General features: G+C 66.7%; 15 protein-coding genes, 1 tRNA gene and 1 other RNA gene. 16 read left to right on the forward strand and 1 reads right to left on the reverse strand.

The features are described 5' to 3' along the window. From VFQ05_08295 to VFQ05_08310, 4 genes are all read left to right on the forward strand, one after another. Positions 1-826, forward strand: an 826-nt coding sequence (locus tag VFQ05_08295) for a hypothetical protein (protein ID HET9326757.1), incomplete at its 5' end; no start/stop codon positions are given. Between the two features lie 72 nt (positions 827-898). Then, positions 899-974, forward strand: a tRNA-Val gene (locus tag VFQ05_08300). A gap of 67 nt (positions 975-1,041) precedes the next feature. Then, a complete protein-coding gene (gene thrS, locus VFQ05_08305) occupies positions 1,042-2,817 on the forward strand; it encodes a threonine--tRNA ligase (protein ID HET9326758.1) in 1,776 nt (591 codons plus the stop codon). A gap of 247 nt (positions 2,818-3,064) precedes the next feature. Beyond that, positions 3,065-4,261 (forward strand): hypothetical protein, encoded by a 1,197-nt coding sequence (locus VFQ05_08310; protein HET9326759.1) that lies wholly within the window; start codon positions 3,065-3,067, stop codon positions 4,259-4,261. A gap of 133 nt (positions 4,262-4,394) precedes the next feature. On the opposite strand, the gene VFQ05_08315 is transcribed toward VFQ05_08310, so the two are convergent. Next, the gene (locus VFQ05_08315) at positions 4,395-5,027 is read right to left on the reverse strand and encodes a hypothetical protein (protein HET9326760.1); all 633 of its coding nucleotides are present in this window, start codon (positions 5,025-5,027) and stop codon (positions 4,395-4,397) included. Between the two features lie 361 nt (positions 5,028-5,388). On the opposite strand from VFQ05_08315, the gene infC reads away from it, so the two are divergent. The 12 genes from infC (at position 5,389) to VFQ05_08375 (ending at position 16,858) form a co-directional block, all read left to right on the forward strand. Continuing rightward, positions 5,389-5,934 (forward strand): translation initiation factor IF-3, encoded by a 546-nt coding sequence (infC, locus tag VFQ05_08320; protein HET9326761.1) that lies wholly within the window; start codon positions 5,389-5,391, stop codon positions 5,932-5,934. A gap of 83 nt (positions 5,935-6,017) precedes the next feature. Then, positions 6,018-6,215, forward strand: coding sequence for a 50S ribosomal protein L35 (gene rpmI / locus VFQ05_08325; protein ID HET9326762.1), 198 nt, complete (start codon positions 6,018-6,020; stop codon positions 6,213-6,215). 65 nt (positions 6,216-6,280) lie between these two features. Beyond that, positions 6,281-6,637, forward strand: coding sequence for a 50S ribosomal protein L20 (gene rplT, locus VFQ05_08330; GenBank protein ID HET9326763.1), 357 nt, complete (start codon positions 6,281-6,283; stop codon positions 6,635-6,637). Further along, complete coding sequence (gene pheS, locus VFQ05_08335) at positions 6,637-7,794, forward strand: phenylalanine--tRNA ligase subunit alpha (GenBank protein HET9326764.1); 1,158 nt, start codon at positions 6,637-6,639, stop codon at positions 7,792-7,794. The genes rplT and pheS overlap by 1 nt, the downstream gene beginning before the upstream one ends. A 10-nt stretch (positions 7,795-7,804) precedes the next feature. Then, on the forward strand, positions 7,805-9,643 hold the full coding sequence (locus VFQ05_08340; protein ID HET9326765.1) for a DUF885 domain-containing protein: 1,839 nt from the start codon (positions 7,805-7,807) through the stop codon (positions 9,641-9,643). Between the two features lie 21 nt (positions 9,644-9,664). Next, entirely contained in the window at positions 9,665-12,082 is a 2,418-nt protein-coding gene (gene pheT / locus VFQ05_08345) for a phenylalanine--tRNA ligase subunit beta (protein ID HET9326766.1), read from the forward strand. Continuing rightward, complete coding sequence (locus tag VFQ05_08350) at positions 12,079-12,375, forward strand: hypothetical protein (GenBank protein HET9326767.1); 297 nt, start codon at positions 12,079-12,081, stop codon at positions 12,373-12,375. Before pheT ends, VFQ05_08350 begins: the two co-directional genes overlap by 4 nt. Before the next feature lie 75 nt (positions 12,376-12,450). Next, a complete protein-coding gene (locus tag VFQ05_08355) occupies positions 12,451-12,753 on the forward strand; it encodes a cell division protein ZapA (GenBank protein ID HET9326768.1) in 303 nt (100 codons plus the stop codon). Between the two features lie 26 nt (positions 12,754-12,779). After that, positions 12,780-12,970: non-coding RNA, 6S RNA (ssrS, locus tag VFQ05_08360), on the forward strand. A gap of 54 nt (positions 12,971-13,024) precedes the next feature. Next, positions 13,025-14,587: a ribonuclease Y gene (gene rny, locus VFQ05_08365; protein ID HET9326769.1), complete on the forward strand. Its 1,563-nt coding sequence runs from the start codon at positions 13,025-13,027 to the stop codon at positions 14,585-14,587. Further along, positions 14,584-15,141, forward strand: a complete 558-nt coding sequence (locus tag VFQ05_08370) for a hypothetical protein (GenBank protein ID HET9326770.1) — start codon at positions 14,584-14,586, stop codon at positions 15,139-15,141. Before rny ends, VFQ05_08370 begins: the two co-directional genes overlap by 4 nt. A 34-nt stretch (positions 15,142-15,175) precedes the next feature. Then, positions 15,176-16,858, forward strand: coding sequence for a TIGR00282 family metallophosphoesterase (locus tag VFQ05_08375; GenBank protein ID HET9326771.1), 1,683 nt, complete (start codon positions 15,176-15,178; stop codon positions 16,856-16,858). Positions 16,859-16,952: the final 94 nt, after the last annotated feature.

Genomic DNA, 16,952 nt, shown 5'->3' on the forward strand with positions numbered 1-16,952 from the left:
CGCTCAGGAGCTGCCCGATCCGGGGGCCCGCGTGCGCGTCCACAGCACTCCGCGTGAGCGCAAACCGGTGCTTGGCGTCCTCGAAGCCTGGAAACCCGACACGCTGGTGGTGCTCTCCGACTCGGCAGCGACGCGCCTCTCGATTCCAATGGCGCACATCGTTCGCTTCGAAACCAGCGCGGGCAAAGGCCCCGCGACCCGGGAAGGGGCGCAGACTGGCGCGATCCTCGGGGCGCTCGCCGGGCTCACGATCGCGGCGCTCAACGACAACAACGAGATGGTTTGGAAGTATCCGTTGGGCGGAACGCTCGGCATGATCGCGGGCGCGGGCGTCGGGGCGGTCGTGGGTTCCGCCCGCCGGATCGAGCAGTGGAAGGCGGCGCCGATTCCCCAGCCGCGTCCGGCCAATGCGCCTTCCGAGCTTCCCGCGGCCGTCCGCGTGCGAATCCAGGCGCCCCGCGACTTCGGGGATGAGCCCAGGACCGGCATCCTGGTCCGGCGCGCGCAAGACAGCCTGACCTTCCTACCCGACGGCAAGGGTAGCCAGTCCATCACGCTCGCGATTCCGCACATCAACCGTCTGGAGGTCGGTGATGGCCGGCGGCATCACGCCTGGACGGGCGCGACCACGCTCGGCTTGCTGGGAGTGGTGGTGGGTGCGGGGCTCGGAGGAGCGCTCGCCTCGATGGAGGGCGGGGACTACGCCGCGGGGGGCGCGCTCGTCGGAGGCCTCACCGTAGGCGGATTGGGCTTCGTCGCGGGGATGTTTCTCGGAGGTCTCAGCGAGTACGAGCACTGGGAGCCTGTCCCGCTCGACGCGAAGTGATCTCGATCTCCGAGCAGCTCGGCCCGCTGTCTTGACGCCACGCGGCGGTCCGGCTTTACTCCGTCGCCTCACGGGCGCTTAGCTCAGCTGGTAGAGCACTTGCTCGACAAGCAAGGGGTCACTGGTTCAAGTCCAGTAGCGCCCACCATTTGCGCCGCGCCGTGACGGCGAAGTCTCAAAGCGGACGGCCGGCACGCGCCGCCAGGGAAACACCGATGTCCATGGCCTCCATCTCCGAAGACCGACCCGACGTCGCGAACTATCCGGGCGGCGAGGCCCTGTACCGGCTGCGGCACTCGGCGGCGCACGTCCTCGCCACCGCGGTCACCGAGCTGTTTCCCGAGGTCAAGGTCGCCGGCGGGCCGCCGATCGAGAACGGCTTCTACTACGACTTCGCGCGCGACGAGCCCTTCACTCCCGAAGATCTCGAGAAGATCGAGGTCCGCATGCGCGAGATCGTCGCCGCCGACCAGGTCTTCGAATACGAAGAGGCCAGCCGCGAGGAAGCGCAGCGTCGATTCGCTGCCGCCGGTGAGAAGTACAAGCTGCATTTCCTGAGCATGATTCCCGCGGACGCCAAGGTCACCTATTACAAGAACGGCGGGTTCGTCGATCTGTGCCGCGGCCCGCATGTGCGCAGCACCGGCGAGGTCAAGGCGTTCAAGCTCACCCACGTCGCGGGCGCGTACTGGCTGGGCAGCGAGCGCAACGAGATGCTTCAGCGCATCTACGGCACCGCCTTCCCATCGGCACAGGAGCTCGAGGCTCATCTCCAGAGGGTCGAGGAAGCGCTGAAGCGCGACCATCGCCGGCTCGGCCGCGAGCTGGATCTGTTCTCGATTCACGAAGAGGTCGGCGCGGGGCTGATCCACTGGCACCCCAAGGGGGGCATGCTGCGCCACCTGATCGAGACCTTCGTCAAGGACGAGAACCTCAAGCGCGGATATCACCTCGTCTACACGCCGCATATCTCGAGCGAGCGGCTCTATGCGATCTCCGGTCATCTCGACAAGTATTCGGAGTTCATGTACGCGCCCATGGACATCGAGGGCAGTCCGTACCGGGTGAAGCCGATGAACTGTCCGAACCACATCATGATCTACAAGAGTCGCCGCCGGAGTTATCGCGAGCTGCCGCTTCGGCTGGCCGAGCTGGGCACCGTGTATCGCTTCGAGAGGAGCGGCGTGCTCCACGGCATGGATCGCGTGCGCGGATTCACCGTCGACGACGCCCATCTGTTCTGCACCAAGGAGCAGGTGGCCGAAGAAGTCGAAGGCATGATCGAGCTGATGAACGTGCTGCTGCAGGCCTTCGGCTTCACCTACACCGCCTATCTCGCGACTCGGCCCGCCAAGAGCCTGGGCGCCGAGGAGGACTGGACGTTCTCCACCGAGGCGCTGCGCTCGGCGCTCGAGCGGCGCGGGATCGAATACGAGATGGACGAAGGCGGCGGCGCCTTCTACGGGCCGAAGATCGACGTGAAGCTCGAGGACGCGCTGGGGCGCGAGTGGCAGTGCGGCACGATTCAGGTCGACATGAACCTGCCCAAGCGCTTCGAGATCACCTACACCGGGGCCGACGCCAAGGAGCACGAAGTGGTGATGCTCCATCGCGCGCTCCTCGGCTCGCTCGAGCGGTTCGTCGGCATCTACATCGAGCACACCGGCGGCGAGTTCCCGGTGTGGGTCGCGCCGGTGCAGGTGGTCGTGATTCCCGCCAATCCGAAGGCTCACGACTACGCCGTCGATACCGCGGCTTTCCTCAAGGACGGCGGCGTGCGCGCCAACGTGGATCTCCGTGACGAGAAGATGGGCGCCAAGATCCGCGACGCCGAGCTGGAGAAGATTCCGTACATGCTGGTGGTCGGTCCGCGCGAGGCCGAAGCCGGCACCGTGTCCCCGCGTCGCAAGGGTCAGGGACAGCTCGAGGCGATGAGCCGGGACGCTTTTCTGGAGCGTGTCCAGAAAGAGACGCGCGAGCGAACGCGGTAGGGATTGGTATCCGGCGCGAGTTCGCTCTTGACAGCTTTTTGGGCACGAACTCGCTGGCCTCCGTAATGGACTCTTGAAAGCGCGCGAGCACGCCGAGGTTCGCGGCATTTCGACGTCACCGAACGTAGGCCGAACGATTCGCGAGTTGTCTCACGATCGCGCGTTCATGCAAGGCTGAAAGAGCCGAAAACAGCTGTGATACAAAGAGCACGTCAGCCCTCGACACACGCCCCCGTCGAGAACTGCCGTGAACTACTCACGCACCGCGCTGTCCGACTCCGCCTTGATTCAACAGCTGCAACAGTCGTTCGCCCGCGACCGCACCAGCACGGCCCTGCTGCTTGCTGACATCGCTGAAGTCGATGCCCGCAAGCTCTACCTCCCGGCTGGCTATTCCTCCATGCACGCCTACTGTGTGGAAGGGTTCGGACTCACGAGGGATTCCGCCTACAAACGGATTCAGGCCGCCCGCGCCGCTCGGGAGTACCCCGAGCTGTTCGAATGCGTCGCCGACGGGCGGCTCAACCTCAGTGGTTTGTGCTTGTTGGCGCCTCACCTCACGCCGGAGAACGCGGCAGACCTGGTCAGCGCGGCGGCTGGAGAGAGCAAGTCCGGAATCGAGGCGTTGATCGTGGCTCGCTTTCCCCGTTCTGAAGAGATGCCGATCGTTGAGACCTTCACGGTCGTGGACCCGCAACTTGCCCCGGGGCAAGTTGCGCCTACTTCCTTCCAGGCATCGGACATGGAAGTTGCCCCGGGGCAGGTTGCACCGCCCAGATCATCGGTGGCGCCGATCGCAGCTCAGCGTTTTGCCTTCAGGGTCGTCCTCTGCCAGGACGCGCACGACCTCCTGACCCAGGCCCAATCACTCCTCAGCCACCAGATTCCGAGCGGCGATCTCTCAATGGTATTCCGCCGCGTACTCGAGATCGCGGTGAGGCAACTCGAGAAGCAGAAGTTCGGGGCCACGAGTCGACCCCACATCTCGGCCACCAGCCCTAACCCTCGCTACATCCCTCGTCACGTGAAGCGAACTGTATGGAAGCGCGACCGAGGCCAATGCACCTTCGTGAGCTCGGACGGCCATCGCTGCTCCGAAAAGGCCCGACTCGAGTTCGATCACATCGAGCCGGTCGCGCGAGGCGGACAGGCGACCATGAACGGGATAAGGCTGAGATGCCGCGCGCACAATCAATACGCAGCCGAGTGCACCTTTGGAACCGACTTCATGAAGAGCAAGAGGGCTGAGGCTGAAGCGGCCAAGCTGGCCAGGAAAGCGGTCGACGAGGTCGTCCCATACCTAAGAGCGCTACGAATCTCCGCCACCGATGCCAAACGAGCGGCGGAGAAATGCGCGGCCATTCCCGACGCTTCGCTGGAAGAGCGAGTGAAGCTCGCGCTGTCGTGCTTTGGCCCGCGGAGTCGGGTCGCCTGCGTGGGTTAGGCGAGGACTAAGGGAGGATCAACCCGATCCGGAGGGGCGATCACGGGCGTCTCCATTGCGCTTCCGTTCGAGTCATCACCAAACGAAAAACCGCCGGCCCCGATGGACCGGCGGTTCGTCACTTCTCGAAGGTCTAGAACGCGAAGCTGAAGCCCATCGCGCCTTCGGAGCCGCTCGGCAGCCACTTGGTCTCGGCGTCGCCCTCGGACGCCGTGGCGTAGCCCCAGTACTGGCCGATGTGGCCCATGAGGCCGAAGTTCTCGCCCATCAGGATTTGGGCGCCGATGCGGCCGCTGAGCGCGTAGCGGGTGGTCGAGGGCTGCTCAGCCTCGCCCGACTCATCCTCGAACTTCAGCCTCCCGCTCCAGATCTGGATTCCCGGGCCGGCGAAGAATTGGAGCTTGTCGCTCACCTGGGCGAAGCGGTCGCCGCCCAAGCGCACCTGCCATGAGCTGACCGAGTAGGTTTGGTTGCCTCCGAAGACCACGGCCGGATCGGCGGTCACGCTCTCCTTGAAATAGCCGATTCCTGCGGTCAGGTTGACTGCGTACTCCTTCGCCATGAAGTACCAGTATTGGCCTTGCACCCCCACTTCAGGCCAGGTGGAAGACAGCAGATACCCACCATTGTCCGTGTTCGCGTCCGCGATCCCGCGGCTCAACTGGATAGCGAGGAGCGAGGCTCCCTTCTCGAGAGAAGCTGCGGACGCCACGACGGGAAGCACGAGCAGGGACGAAGCGACCAGCCAGAACCTCGCGAATCTCATCTGCCCTCCACGGGGGGACCGGCCACCATGGCCGGAACGGCCAGCGAAACTAGGGAGGAGGGGGCGAGGTGTCAACCGGACCACTGCCCGGCCTTGCACCTGGGTGGAGGCGCGGTTAGACTGGCCGCCGTTGTCGACCTAAGCAGAAGCCCCGCGCTTCTCACCCTCCGCGGACTGCGGTCCTGCAAAAGGGTTCCAGGCGAGGCGGTCCATGGGGACCGCGCCTGCAGCCGGCTCGGCGCCGGGCGGGGTTTCGGCTTTTCCGGAACTCGGCCCGGCGTCGATCGTTTTCGATCGACCCAGGCAATCAGCCAGCCAGGAGGTGAAAGCCATTTCGACGCCACGGCAACCCGAACATCGAGTGAACGAGCGTATCCGAGTCCCCCAGATTCGATTGATCGGCGACGACGGCTCTCAGATCGGGGTCATCACGGTCCGAGAAGCTCTGGCGATGGCGCAATCCAAGAACCTCGACCTGGTGGAAGTGTCGCCGACCGCGAGGCCTCCGGTTTGCCGGATCATGGATTACGGCAAATTCAAGTACGAGGAGAGCCGAAAGGCGCGCAAGGCGAAGAAGAAGCAACACGTGGTGCAGATCAAAGAGATCAAGATGCGGCCGAAGATCGAGGACCATGACTACGGGTTCAAGATGGACCACGCTCGCGAGTTCCTGAACGAGCGCAACAAGGTCAAGTTCACGATCATGTTCCGCGGGCGCGAAATGGCGCACCAGGACATCGGGCGGCGGCTGATCGATCAGATCATCGCCGACCTCGCCGAGATCGCCGCCATCGAGACCCCCGCTCGGAGCGAGGGACGCACGCTCACGATGGTGATGATGCCAAAGCCGCCGAAGATCGGCGCACCGGTGCATCCCAAGGGCGACGGCAAGGACGCAACGTCTTAGGACGGCTAGGACACCTTAGGACGGCTATAACACCGGTTACTGGTCAGCGCACCACACTGAGCGGTGAAAGACAGGAGAGACGCATGCCCAAGATGAAAACCAATCGCGCCGCTCGCAAGCGGTTCAAGGTGACCGGCACCGGGAAGGTGGTTCGCGCCCAGTCCGGAAAGCGCCACGGCATGATCGGCAAGTCGCGAAAGCGCAAGCGCCGGCTGCTGAATCCCGTGGTGGCCGCCAAGGCTGATCAGGCCCGCATGCAGCGCATGCTCGGCCTCCGCTAGCTCCCGACCCCGACCCCTCGTCCGCGGACAAACTCTCCTGCCGCGGGCGGACATGGAGAAGACCCATGCCACGCGCAAAGACCGTCGTCCCTGGACGCGCCCGTCGCCGCAAGGTGCTGAAGGCGGCCAAAGGCAACTACAGCGGCCGCCGCAAGCTCTACAAGAGCGCCCTTCAGACCGTGCAGCGCGCCGGTCGTTTCGCCTACATCCACCGCCGCACCAAGAAGCGCGATTTCCGGCGGCTATGGATCACGCGGATCAACGCCGCCGCCAGGATCTATGGGCTTTCGTACAGCGCGCTCATCTCGGGGCTCAAGCGGGCCAACGTCGAAGTGAACCGCAAGATCCTCGCGGATCTCGCGGTGCGCGATACGGCGGCCTTTGCCAAGCTCGCGGAGGTCGCGAAGTCGGCGGCGGCCTGATGGCCGTTTCCTCCGGAAACGGCCTGCTTCAGGGTTGCGATCCGGCGTGGAGCAGGGGTGACCCTGCAAGTTTGTTCCCGGACCTGCACCCCGAGCGCGTGAAGGAACTCGAGGCGCGCGACCCGTCTCTCGCCGAGGCTTATCAAAATTGGGCCGAGGTGCTCGCGGGCGCTCCCGACTTGCGCGAACTCCAGGAGCGGCAGGTCGCGGTCCTCGGCCGCGAGCGCGGAGTGCTCAAGCTCGCGCTCGGTGAGCTTGGCAAACTGCCCGCGGAGGAACGGCGCGCGCGGGGAGCCGGTCTCAACGCGATGCGCGTCGGCCTCGAAGCGGTGGTCAAGGCACGCCGCGAACAAATCGAGCGAGCCGCCGAAGCCCGGGCCTCCGCCGGACTCGACGTCACGCTGCCGGGGCGGCGCCCGTGGATCGGCAAGGCCCACGTGCTCGCGCAGGTGCAGGCCGATTTGCTCGATCTCTTTCATGGGCTCGGCTATTCCGTCTACACGAGTCCCGAGGTGGAGTGGGACGAGTACAACTTCACCAAGCTGAATTTCCCGAAGGATCATCCGGCTCGAGACGCCCACGACACTTACTGGATTCGTGAAGGGAAGACTCTGCTGCGCACGCACACTTCTCCAGGCTGGGTACGAGCCATGGAGGAGAGGAAGCCGCCCCTGCGGCTGGTGTTTCCGGGGCGCGTGTACCGCGCCGAGCAGGTGGACGCGAGCCACATGGATCAGTTCCACCAGATCGACGGACTCTTCGTGGACCGCGACGTCAGCATGGCGGACTTGAAGGGCACACTGGCCACGTTCGCGCGCGCGATCTACGGAGACAAGGTCAAGACGCGGCTCGTGCCGGTCTACTTCCCGTTCGTCGAGCCGGGCTGCCAGCTCGACATCGCCTGCGCGATCTGCGAAGGCCGTGGGCGCCTCGAAGGCGACGTCCGATGCCCGGTGTGCAAGGGCTCGGGGTGGAGCGAGCTCCTCGGCGCGGGCATGGTGCACCCGAACGTCTTCCAAGCGGTCGGCTACGACCCCGAGGTCGTGACCGGCTTCGCGTTCGGCATGGGACTCGAGCGGATCGCGATGGCGCGCTACGGCGTTCCCGAGATCCGGCTGTTCCTGGAAAACGACATTCGTTTCCTGCGGCAGTTCTGAAGGAGGAGCCATGCGGCGCGGAAAGCGCAAGATCGCCTGGGCGATGGGCGTACTGCTGCTGGCTCTCGCCGTGTTCCTGGTGCCTACGATCTGGTTGAAGCCCTGGTCGGTGGAGCACTATTACATGAGAGTCTTTCTCGAGTTCGCGGTGCGCCATCCCATGCTCATGACGTCCATGGGCATGCTGGATGGGACGCCGCTCGACTTCTACTCGCACAAGCTCGACGACTTCTCGCCCGAGGCCGAAGAGCGGGAGATCCGCTTCCTCGAGCGGCAGATCGACGTCCTCCACCAATACGACCGCACCAAGCTCCCATCCAAGCAGCGGCTGTCGTACGACGTCCTCGACTGGTTCCTGACCAACCAGAAGGAGAACGCCCGCTTCGCCGACCACGATTATCCGGTCAACCAGCTGTTCGGCTTCCAGAGCCAGCTGCCCGACTTCATGATGAACACGCATCCTTTGAAGAAACCGCGCGACGCCGAGAACTACGTGAAGCGCATCTCCAAGTTCGGCGTGGCCTTCGACCAGACACTCCGCGGGCTGCGCCACCGGGAGGCCAAAGGCATCGTGCCGCCGCGGTTCGTCGTCCAGAAGGTGCTGGATCAGATGAACGGCCTCATCGGAAAGCCGGCGCGCGAGAATCCGCTCTACACGCACTTCGTGACCCGCACGGACTCGATGGCCAAGCTGAAGCCGGCGGATCGCGACCGGTTGCGCGCGCGGCTCGAGCGCGAGATCGAGCAGACGGTGTACCCGGCCTACCGCCGGATGATCGCCTACGAGGACAGCCTGCTCGCGCGCGCGAACGACGACGACGGGGTGTGGAAGCTCCCGGACGGCGACGTCTACTACGACCGCTGCCTGGCGAGCCATACGACCACGCGCATGCCGGCAGACTCGATCCACGCGCTGGGACGCCGCGAGGTGGACCGCATCCAGGGATCGATGATGGCCATTCTCGCCGCCCAGGGATACCGGGTGCCCGACCTGGCGAGCACGGTGCGCAGGGTCTTCGCCGAGCCTCGCTTCCAGTTTCCCGATGGCGACGAAGGCCGGGACGCGATCATCGCCGGGTACCAGGCGATCCTCGACGAGGCGGCTCCGCGGCTCGATGCCTTGTTCGGCGTGCGACCCAAGGCGCGGCTCGAGGTGAAGCGGGTGCCGCCGTTCAAGGAGGCGACATCGGCCGGCGCGTACTACCAGCGTCCCTCCATGGACGGCAAGAGGCCCGGTGTGTTCTACGCGAACCTCCGGGATCCGCACGAGACGCACCGCCCCGACATGCGCACGCTCGCGTATCACGAGGGAGTGCCTGGGCACCACTTCCAGATCTCGGTCCAGAACGAGCTGACCGGCGTGCCGTTCTTCCGGAAGATGATCCCCTTCACCGCCTACGCGGAAGGATGGGGGCTCTACGCGGAGCGCCTGGCCCTCGAGAACGGCTTCCACCAAGACGCGTTCGACTCGCTCGGGGCGCTCCAGGCCGAGCTGTTCCGCGCGGTGCGGCTCGTGGTGGACACCGGTATCCATCGCGCACGCTGGACCCGCGAGCAGGCGATCGACTACATGCTGTCGAACACCGGAATGGACTCGACCGAGGTGGTGCGCGAGATCGAGCGCTACATCGTGAATCCTGGCCAGGCCTGCGCATACAAGGTGGGCCAGCTCGACATCCTGCGACTCCGCGAGGATGCCCGCCGCCGGCTCGGCGGTCGTTTCGACGTGCGCCGCTTCCACGACGTCGTGCTCTCGAACGGCGCGCTGCCGCTGAGCCTGCTCGAGCGCACCGTCGACGAGTGGGTGCAGGACGAGCTCAAGCGTCCGGCCGTCACCGATCGGGGCTGACATGAAGATGGCGAGGCTGACATGAAGCTGCCGATGTCGTGGCTGCGGGAGTGGGTGGAGTTCGACGCCTCCGCCGAGAAGGTGGCCGACGCGCTCACCCTGCGTGGCTTCTATGTCGAGGGCATCGAAACGCTCGGTCACCGGTATCCGGGCGTCGTGGTGGGTCGCGTGCTCGAGGTCGCCCGCCATCCCAATGCCGACCGTCTATCGCTTTGTCGCGTCGATGGCGGAGGCGAGACGCTCTCCGTCGTCTGCGGCGCGCCCAACGTGCGTCCCGGCATGATCGCGCCGCTCGCCACCGTGGGGGCGAAGCTTCCGGACGGCACGGTGATCAAGAAGTCGAAGATCCGCGGCGAGGAGAGCCAGGGCATGCTGTGCTCGGGGCGCGAGCTCTCGCTCTCCGAGGACCATGACGGCATTCTGGATCTGGAGCGCGTGGTGGCCCGCCGCGAGGAGCTGAAGATCGGCCGGCCGATCGACGAGATCCTGGATCCTCCTGACGAGGTGCTCGAAGTCGAAGTGCCGTTCAACCGACCCGACGGGCTCGGCGTCGTGGGACTGGCACGCGAGGTTCGCTCGGCGGTTGGCGGCCGGTGGACCCAGGTGGCCTCCGCGCGGCTCGCGGCGCGGTGGAGCGGACGCAGCGACTTCGATCTCGAGATCGAGGACCCCGAGGGCTGTCCTCGCTACCTGGCGCAGGTGGTGGACGGCGTGCAGGTCGCTCCCTCGCCGCCGTGGCTGGTGCGACGCCTCGCCGCGATGGGCCAGCGCCCGGTGAACAATGTGGTCGACGTCACCAACCTGGTGCTGCTCGAGCTGGGTCAACCCGTGCATGCGTTCGATCTCGCGCGCCTCGAAGGCGGCGCGATCCGCGTGCGGCGCGCGCGGGCGGGAGAGACGCTCACCACGCTCGACGGCAAGCCGCGCACGCTCGATCCCGAGGTGCTGATCATCGCCGACCGGCAGCGGCCGGTCGCGCTGGCAGGCATCATGGGCGGCGCCGACAGCGAAGTGACGGACGCCACCTCCAGCATCCTGCTCGAGTGCGCCTGGTTCGAGCCCACGCGCGTGCGCCGTGGCGCGCAGCGGCTTCTGATGGCGACCGAAGCCTCACGGCGCTTCGAGCGCGGCGTCGATCCGGCCATCGGCTCGCCGGCGGCGGCTCGCTTCATCGCCTTGCTGCGGGAGCTGGCGCCCGACATACGGCTCGGACGCGCGCGCGAGCGCACGCATCGCGCGCCCACGCCGCGCACGCTGCGGCTGCGGTCGAGCCGCGTGCGACGGCTGCTCGGCGTCACGCTCACCACCGAGGAAGCCGGACGACATCTCGAATCGTTCGAGTTCGGCGTGGACCGCGGCGATCCGCTGGCCGTGCGGGTGCCGAGCTGGCGGCCCGACGTGACCCAGGAGGACGACCTGGTCGAGGAAGTCGGGCGCGCGCACGGCTACGATCGCATCCCCGAAGCCTCGCCGGACTCGCGCGGCGTGATTCCGAAGCGCGGCGGCCCTGAGCGCACACGCGATCGCGCGCGTCAGGCGATGCGCGCGCGCGGGCTCCACGAGGCGTGGTGCACCACGCTCATCTCGGAGCGTGAAGCGCAGTCCACCGCCGCATTGCTCGGCGCCGACGACCCGGCGCTGGTGCGGGTGATGAACCCCACGAGCCGCGAAGGGGAGGTCCTGCGGCCGAACCTGGTCGCCGGCCTGCTTCGCGCCTGCGCGCACAATCTCAACCAGGGCGCTTCCGCCGTCCGGCTGTTCGAGGTCGGCGCCGGCTTCCGCGATCGCGGCGAGAGAGAGCTTCCGGAGGAGACGCCGATGTTGTGCGCGGTCGTGTGCGGGTCGCGCTATGCGCACGCCCATGATGCCGCGCAGCAACGGGTGGATTTCGCCGACGCCAAGGGCCTCTGGGAGGCCTGGCTGGCGGAGATGCGCGTTGACACTACAGAATGGCGCGCCTATTCTTCGCCCGGTTGGAAACCCGGTGCCAGTGTGGAGGTTGCGTCTGCGACTTCCAGCATTGGATGGGCGGGAACGCTGAGCCTCGAGCTACTCCAGGGATGGGGGATCGAAGATGAGGTGCACCTGTTCGCGGTGCGTCTCGATGCCCTTCCCGAAGCTCCCGGTCCCGCGATCACCCGCCGGCCGGGACGGTTCCCGCCGGCCCGACGAGACGTGGCGTTCTTCGTGCCGGACTCCGTGAAGCACCAGGAGCTGGCCTCGTTGCTGAAGGGCGCGGGCGGGGAATGGTTGTCGAACGTCGAGCTATTCGATGTCTACGCGGGACCCGGAACGCCGCCGGGGATGAAGAGTCTGGCGTTCACGCTCGAATTCGAGCATCCGGAACGCACGCTCACCGAGGCGGAGGTTCAGGGCGCGCAGGACAGGATGTCGGCCGCGGTCACCGAGAAGACCGGGGGGCGACTGAGGGAACGATGACCGAATCGACCGTCGTGCACACCGATCTGGACCTGCTCGCCGAGCGGGTCGAGAAAGCCGCCGCGCTGGTGCAGCGGCTCAGGGAAGAGAATCAGAAGCTGGAACGCGACAACCAGGCGCTGGCCAGCCGGCTGGAGCAGAACGAGCGAACGCTCCAGGGGCAGGATCTGGCGTCCTTGATGAACGAGATCCAGGCGCTGCGGAAAGAGCAGCGCGCGTGGGAGGGGGAGCGCCGCGAAGTGGCGACGCGGATCGAGACACTGGTCCGCAAGCTCGAGCGGCTGGAAGTCTGACGCAGGCGCCGCGAGGCGCCTTTCGTCTTTTGTGGAAATCAACGCAGGGAATTCACGGCGAAGCGGGAGGCACGGATGGACGCCAAGAACGTCGTGCAGGTCCAGATCTTCGGCCACAGCTACACGATCCGTGGCGAGGCCGACCAGGACTACATCATGGGCGTGGCCTCCTACGTGGACCGGAAGATGCGCGAGATCACCGAGAAGGTTCCGGTGGCCTCGCTGTCCAAGGTCGCCATTCTCGCTTCCCTCAACATCGCGGATGAGCTTTTCAAGGAGCGGAGCCGGCACGAGCAGGATCACCATCTGCTCGACCAGAGCACCGCTCGACTGAACGCGGTCCTCGACGATCTGCTTCAGGACAGTCCTTCGAGGTAACCGAGGAGGAGCCACCGATCGACGTGAGTTCCCTGCCGTGCCCGTGACGCATATCAAGTTCTTGAACCGTTAAGAACACATAGGGAGCGTCGGTGGTCGGCGACGTCGCCGGCAAGCCCGCAAGGGCGGCCGGTGATCGACCCGGTCGGAGGCGCACCCACCTGGAAATTTCCGGGTATCAAGAACTGCGTGCGCACGGCATTTCGGTGGGGATCTTTTCTCCGCCGGGGCCCGGACCGCATCCGTGCGGTCCGGGATCCAGGAGAGACACATGAGCATCGGGCAATGGATCGGCGGCATCGTCATCGGTGCCGCCGTGGCATTCCTGCTCGGCTATCTGCTGCGCGCACGACAGGGAAAGAAGGGGCTCAGCAGCGCGGAGCAGAAGGCGCGCCTCGTCATGGACGAGGCCAGCCGTCAGGCCGAGTCCGTCAAGCGGTCGGCCGTCCTCGAGAGCCGCGAGGAAGCGCTGCGCCTCCGCCAGCAGATCGAGCGCGAGGTTCAGGAGTCCCGCTCCACGCTGCTCGCGGCCGAGACCACGTTCCGTGAGCGCGAGACCGCCTTCAGCCGGCGCGTCGAGCTGGTGGACAAGAAGGAGCGCGACCTCAAGCGCCAGGAGCAGGACCTGCAGCGCCGCGAGCAGGCGGTCGAGCACAGGTCGGGCGAGCTGGACACGCTGCTCCGCGAGCAGGGCGCCCGCCTCGAGAAGATCGCGGGAATGACCGGTGAGGAAGCCAAAGCGCACCTCGTCGCCGGCATCGAGAACGAGGCCCGCGCGGAAGCCGCGCGCCGCACCGCGGAGATCCGGGACACCGCGCAGCGAAACGCCGAGCGGGACGCCCGCAAGATCATCGCCACCGCGATCCAGCGCTACGCGGGCGACCAGGTCTCGGAGTCGACGGTCTCGGTCGTGCACCTTCCGAGCGACGACATGAAGGGGCGGATCATCGGGCGCGAAGGCCGGAACATCCGCTCGTTCGAGACCATCACCGGCGTCGACGTCATCATCGACGACACGCCCGAAGCCGTGATCCTTTCGGCGTTCGATCCGGTGCGGCGCGAAGTGGCCAGGCTCGCTCTGGAACGGCTGGTGGCCGACGGCCGCATCCACCCCGCGCGCATCGAGGAGATCGTGCTCAAGGTGAAAGCCGAGGTGGAAGCGCGCATCCGCGAGCTCGGTGAGCTGGCGTGCCTCGAGGTCGGCGTGCACGGCATCCATCCGGAGCTCCAGAACCTGCTCGGACGGCTCCACTACCGCACCTCGTACGGGCAGAACATCCTGCGTCACTCGGTCGAGGTTGCGCATCTTTCTGGCGTGATGGCCGCCGAGCTCGGGATGGATGCCAAGATGGCCAAGCGCGGCGGTCTGCTGCACGACGTCGGCAAGGCCATCGACCACGATCAGGAAGGCACGCACCCGCAGCTCGGCATGGAGATCGCGGCGCGCTACGGCGAGCCGCAGCCGGTGCTGGAAGCGATCGGCTACCACCACGACGACTACGCCGGAGGCAGCTTGTGGCCGGTGCTGGTGGCCGCGGCCGACGCCCTGTCGGGCGCGCGTCCCGGCGCGCGGCGCGAGAGCATCGAGATCTACATCAAGCGTCTCGAGGCGCTGGAGAAGATCGCCAACGCGTTCCCGGGAGTGGAGAAGTCCTATGCCATCCAGGCCGGACGCGAGATCCGCATCCTGGTCGAGCATTCGCGCGTCGACGACGCACGGGCGCAGGACCTGGCGGGCGAGATCGCGCGCCGGATCGAGAAAGAGCTGGAGTACCCGGGACAGATTCGCGTCACCGTGATCCGCGAGACCCGGGCCGTGGAGTACGCCAAATGACGTTTCGTGCCGTCGGACTCACGATCGTGCTCGCGCTGAGCTTTGCCGCCCCGGCGCTCTCGGCCGAGTCCATTGGTGAGCCGCCGAAGATCGGTGACAAGGTCCGGATCGACTTCGTCAGGCGGGTGAAGGGCGAGCGGGACTCGATCCTGCGCGAAGCCCAGATGACGGGACGCCTTGCGGCCATGGATTCTCTCTCGTGGCGGATCGAATACTGGGCGATCGACATGGAAGCGAGCGACCCGGCCCTCACCCAGGACATCCCGCTCGAGAGCATGGAACGGCTCCGCATTCGCAGCGGTCGGTCGTCTGGGAAGTCGATGATCATCGGCGGCATCCTGGGTCTCGCTGCAGGCGCGCTGATCGCCGTTGCCTTGAACAATGACCCTGACGAGGAGGACCTGAGCGGGGATCCTCCGGTACCGGCATGGCTGGCCATTCCGGCGGGCATCGGAGTCGGAGTCGCGATCGGCGCCACCGGAACGGCCGATGTCTGGCGCGACTATCCGGTGAGCCGGGTCTTCGCCGCTTCGGCCTCGCGGGTGGAACCGTGACGTCTCGGTCGCGCGGCCCACATCAGGAGATCCCTTGCTGAACGTTCTGTTCATTGCCGATGTGATCGGCTCGCCCGGCCGCGACGTGGTGCAGGCGCTGCTGCCGGCATTGCGCCGGCGTCACGAGATCGGACTGGTGGTGTGCAACGGCGAGAACTCGGCCGGCGGCTTCGGGCTCACCCGCGACTCCGCGTCCGCCTTGTTCGACGCCGGAGTGGACGTGCTCACCGGCGGCAACCACCTCTGGGACCGCAAGGACAGCATCGCCTACCTGGCGAGCGAGGAGCGGCTGGTGCGCCCCGCGAACCTCCCGGCCGGAACTCCAGGCCAGGGCAGTCGCGTGTTCGTCGCCGAGGACGGCACCCCGGTCGGCGTCGTCAATCTGCTCGGGCGCGTCTTCATGAGGGAGATCGACTGCCCGTTCCGCAGCGCCGACGCCGCGATCACGACACTCCAGGGCAAGTGCCGCGCAATCCTCGTCGACTTCCACGCCGAGACGACGGCCGAGAAGATGGCGATGGGCTGGCATCTCGACGGCCGCGTGAGCGCCGTGCTCGGCACGCACACCCACGTGCAGACCGCCGACGATCGCGTGCTCCCCAAGGGGACCGCCTACCTGAGCGATGCCGGCATGACCGGCGGCTTCGACTCGGTGATCGGTATGGACCGGGTCGCGGCCTTGCGTCGATTCCTCACACTGCTGCCCGAGCGCCTGAATCCCGCGGCCGGCGACCTGCGATTGAACGGCGCGCTGGTGCGCATCGATCCTGCCACCGGTCGCGCGCAGTCGATCCAGAGGATCGAGCTGCCTTACCAACGCCCGGAGAGCGGCAGCAGCGGCGCGCGAAGGCTCGGCGGGAAGGAGCCGGCGGAAGCCGCGCGCGCCGCGGCGGCACGCCGGGTGGTGGAGCTGCGCGGTGCTTCGGTCGTGCCCACGCTGGCGCTGGTCTCGGTGGGCGAAGACCCGGCCTCGCAGATCTATCTGAAGAGAAAGACGGAGGCGTGCGCCGAAGCAGGCATCGAAGCTCGGCGCGTCACGATCGCGGCCGGCACCGACACGCAAGGCGTGATCGACCGCGTGCGCGCGCTCGGCGACGACCCCGCCGTTCACGGCATCCTGGTCCAGCTGCCGCTTGCGCCGCCCGCCGATGGTCAAGCCGTGCTCGAGGCAGTGCCGCCACACAAAGATGTCGACGGCTTCCATCCGATCAACGCAGGAAGACTCGCCGCGGGCCTGCCGGGCTTCATCCCCGCGACTCCGAAAGGCATCCTCGAGCTGCTGCGCTACCACCAGGTGCCACTGGCCGGAAAGCACGCGGTCGTGCTCGGCCGCAGCAACATCGTGGGCCGGCCGATGGCCACGCTGCTCTCCACCAAGGGCGTCGACATGACGGTCACCGTCGGCCACAGCGCGAGCGGCCCCGTGCTGCGCGAGCTCGCGAGGCAGGCCGATCTGCTGATCTGCGCCATCGGCAAGCCGGAGATGGTGACCGGCGACTGGATCAAGCCCGGCGCCATCGTGGTGGACGTCGGCATCCACCGCGTGCCCACCGCGAAAGGCACGCGCATGACCGGCGACGTCGATGTCGCCACCGTCGCTCCCGTGGCCTCGGCGCTGACCCCGGTTCCCGGGGGAGTCGGTCCGATGACGGTCGCGATGGTCGTGGTCAGCACCGTGCTCGCCGCCGAGCGCCAGATGGCCGGAGTCAAAGTTTAGGGACGGGAGCCGGGCCTGGCGGGGTAATATCCTGGCGGGGAGGGCGGACTAGGACTCGCTCGCCGCTGGCCGCCGCCGCAGCGTGATAACCTGC

This window comes from Candidatus Eisenbacteria bacterium (genome assembly GCA_035712145.1).
Classification (GTDB): Bacteria; Eisenbacteria; RBG-16-71-46; order RBG-16-71-46; family RBG-16-71-46; genus DASTBI01.